Source organism: Pseudomonas tehranensis, assembly GCF_014268615.1.
Classification (GTDB): Bacteria; Pseudomonadota; Gammaproteobacteria; order Pseudomonadales; family Pseudomonadaceae; genus Aquipseudomonas; species Aquipseudomonas tehranensis.
Genome location: NZ_JABWQV010000387.1, coordinates 1 through 3,095 on the forward strand (window position 1 = coordinate 1; position 3,095 = coordinate 3,095).

The window sequence follows — 3,095 nt, forward strand, 5'->3', positions numbered from 1 at the left end:
GTAGGAGCTGCCGAAGGCTGCGATCTTTGAGATGACAATAAAAAGCCCGCAGATGATCACTCATCTGCGGGCTTTTAGTTACAGCGGCGTTCCTTAGATCGCCCCACGCTTGCGCAGCAGATCCAGCACCTGCTTGACGCTTTCTTCCAGCGACAGCGACTGGGTGTCGATCACCAGATCGGCGTCCAGCGGCACGTCATACGGGAAGGACTCACCCGGGATGTTGTCGCCGGCAGCAGCGTACAGCCCTTGCGGATCGCGCTGGGCGCAGACCGCTGGCGAGGCCTGGACATAGACCGTCAGCAGACGCTCCTTGCCGATCAGGTCCTTGGCCTGCTCACGGCCTTCAGCATTCGGGGCAACGAACGCGGCGAGGGTCAGCAGCCCGGCTTCGTTGAACTGGCGGGCGACATGAGCCGCACGGCGCCAGTTTTCGGTACGCCCGGCACGATCCTGTGGCAAGCCTTTGTTCAGGTCATGACGCAGGTTCTGGCCATCGAGCACGAAGACCGCACGGCCCATGTCGAACAGCTTGCGCTCCACCGCATAGGCCAGCGTGCTTTTGCCAGCGCCCGACAGGCCGCTGAACAGCACCGTGGCCGGTTGCTGACCGAAGCGCTGGGCGCGCTCTTCCACCGACACATGGGCCAGTTTGCCGTGATGGGTACTGTGGCCGTGGGCCAAAGGCTGGGCCACGATCATGCCGGCACCCACGGTGCCATTGGTCAGGCGATCGATGATGATGAACGCGCCGGTGGTGCGATTGCTCTCGTAACCATCCAGGGCGATCGGTGCATCCAGGGCGATCTTCACCTTGCCGATTTCGTTGAGCTGCAATGCGCTGGCCGGGCCTTCCTCCAAGGTGTTCACGTCGACCTTGTTGACGATGCTGGCAATCGAGCCCGGCACGTAACTGGTGGCGCGCTTGATGTCGTATTTCTTGCCCGGCAGCATTGGCTCTTCGGCCATCCACACCAACATCGCTTCGAAGCTGTCGGTCACCGGCGGCACGCTGTCGGCATGCACCAGCAGGTCGCCACGGGAGATGTCGATCTCGTCTTCCATGGTCAACGTCACCGCCTGGCCAGGGCCCGCGTGTTCCAGCTCGCCTTCGAAAGTGACGATGGATTTGACGCGGCTGCTCTTGCCCGAAGGCAGCACCACCACTTCGTCGCCCTTGTGCACGATGCCGCTGGCCAGGGTGCCGGCGAAACCGCGGAAGTTCAGGTTCGGACGGTTGACGTATTGCACCGGGAAACGCAGGTCGGTGAAGTTACGGTCGCCCGCCACTTCCACGGTCTCGAGAATTTCCATCAGCGACTGGCCGGTGTACCACGGCGAGCGCTCGGACTTGTTCACCACGTTGTCGCCCTTGAGGGCCGACATCGGCACGAAGTGCATGCTGGTGGGCTTCATCTTCAAGCCTTCGGCGAACTTCAGGTAGTCGGCCTTGATCGACTCGAACACGCCCTGATCGAAGTCCTTGAGGTCCATCTTGTTGATGGCCACGACGATGTGCTTGATGCCCAGCAAAGAGGCGATAAAGCTGTGACGACGGGTCTGGGTCTGCACGCCGTAGCGGGCGTCCACCAGGATGATCGCCAGGTCACAGGTGGAAGCACCGGTGGCCATGTTGCGGGTGTACTGCTCATGGCCGGGGGTGTCGGCGATGATGAATTTGCGCTTGGCGGTGGAGAAATAGCGGTACGCGACATCGATGGTGATGCCTTGCTCGCGCTCGGCCTGCAGGCCGTCGACCAGCAACGCCAAATCGATGTCGTCACCGGTGGTGCCGACTTTCTTCGAATCGCGGGTGATGGCTTCCAGGTGATCTTCGTAGATCATCTTGGAGTCGTGCAGCAGGCGCCCGATCAGGGTGCTCTTGCCGTCGTCGACGTTACCGCAGGTCAAGAAACGCAGCAGCTCTTTGCGCTCGTGCTGGCCCAGGTAAGCGAGGATGTCCTCGCTGATCAAATCAGATTGATGCGACATGACAGCCCCTTAGAAATAACCTTGACGTTTTTTATCTTCCATCGAGCCTGCGCCATCGTGATCGATGACCCGGCCCTGGCGCTCGGAAGTTCGCGTCAGGAGCATTTCCTGAATGATGTCCGTCAGGCTTTCGGCTTCGGACTCCACCGCGCCCGTCAACGGGTAGCAGCCAAGGGTGCGGAAACGCACTTTCTTTTTGACGATACGGGCTTTGTCTTCATCGGACAGGTGCTCGAGGATGCGCTCGTCGTCAATCATGATCAGCGTACCGTTCTTCTCGATCACTTCACGCTCGGCAGCGAAGTACAGCGGCACGATCGGGATGCCTTCGAGGTAGATGTACTGCCAGATGTCCAGCTCGGTCCAGTTCGACAGCGGGAATACCCGGATCGACTCGCCCTTGTTGACCTTGCCGTTGTAGACGTTCCACAGCTCCGGGCGCTGGTTCTTCGGATCCCAGCGATGCTTGCTGTCGCGGAACGAGTACACGCGCTCCTTGGCGCGGGACTTCTCTTCATCGCGACGGGCACCGCCGAACGCAGCGTCGAAACCATGCTTGTCCAAAGCCTGTTTCAGGCCTTCGGTCTTCATGATGTCGGTGTGCTTGGCACTACCGTGAGTAAACGGGTTGATGCCTTGCGCCACGCCGTCCGGGTTCACGTGAGTGATCAGGTCCAGGCCCAGTTCTTCAACCATGCGGTCGCGGAACTTGTACATTTCCTGGAATTTCCAGCGGGTGTCGACGTGCATCACCGGAAACGGCAGCTTGCCGGGGAAGAACGCCTTGCGTGCCAGGTGCAGCATCACGGCGGAGTCTTTACCGATGGAGTACAGCATCACCGGGTTATCGAACTCGGCGGCCACCTCGCGGATGATGTGGATGCTTTCCGCCTCCAGCTGTTTCAGATGCGTCAGTTTGTCGACCATGGCTACTCACGAAAACTTTCTTATGAACGGCCAGCGGGCCGTGTTCGAGCGGGGAATCCTAGCACAGCGACCTCTTCTAATCAGGGCGCCAACTAGATCGAAACAGCATATGGATATGCCTGGGGGTTCGGGCGTTACCACAGACTTTGTGGGAGCGGGCTTGCTCGCGAATGCGG

At 60.1% G+C, this 3,095-nt stretch carries 2 protein-coding genes; both read right to left on the reverse strand.

Annotated elements, in window-relative coordinates; genetic code table 11:
* Positions 1–93 precede the first annotated feature (93 nt).
* Positions 94–1,992: a sulfate adenylyltransferase subunit CysN gene (cysN, locus tag HU811_RS26190; protein WP_186658963.1), complete on the reverse strand. Its 1,899-nt coding sequence runs from the start codon at positions 1,990–1,992 to the stop codon at positions 94–96.
* A gap of 9 nt (positions 1,993–2,001) precedes the next feature.
* Positions 2,002–2,919, reverse strand: a complete 918-nt coding sequence (cysD, locus tag HU811_RS26195) for a sulfate adenylyltransferase subunit CysD (protein ID WP_092394040.1) — start codon at positions 2,917–2,919, stop codon at positions 2,002–2,004.
* Positions 2,920–3,095 lie beyond the last annotated feature (176 nt).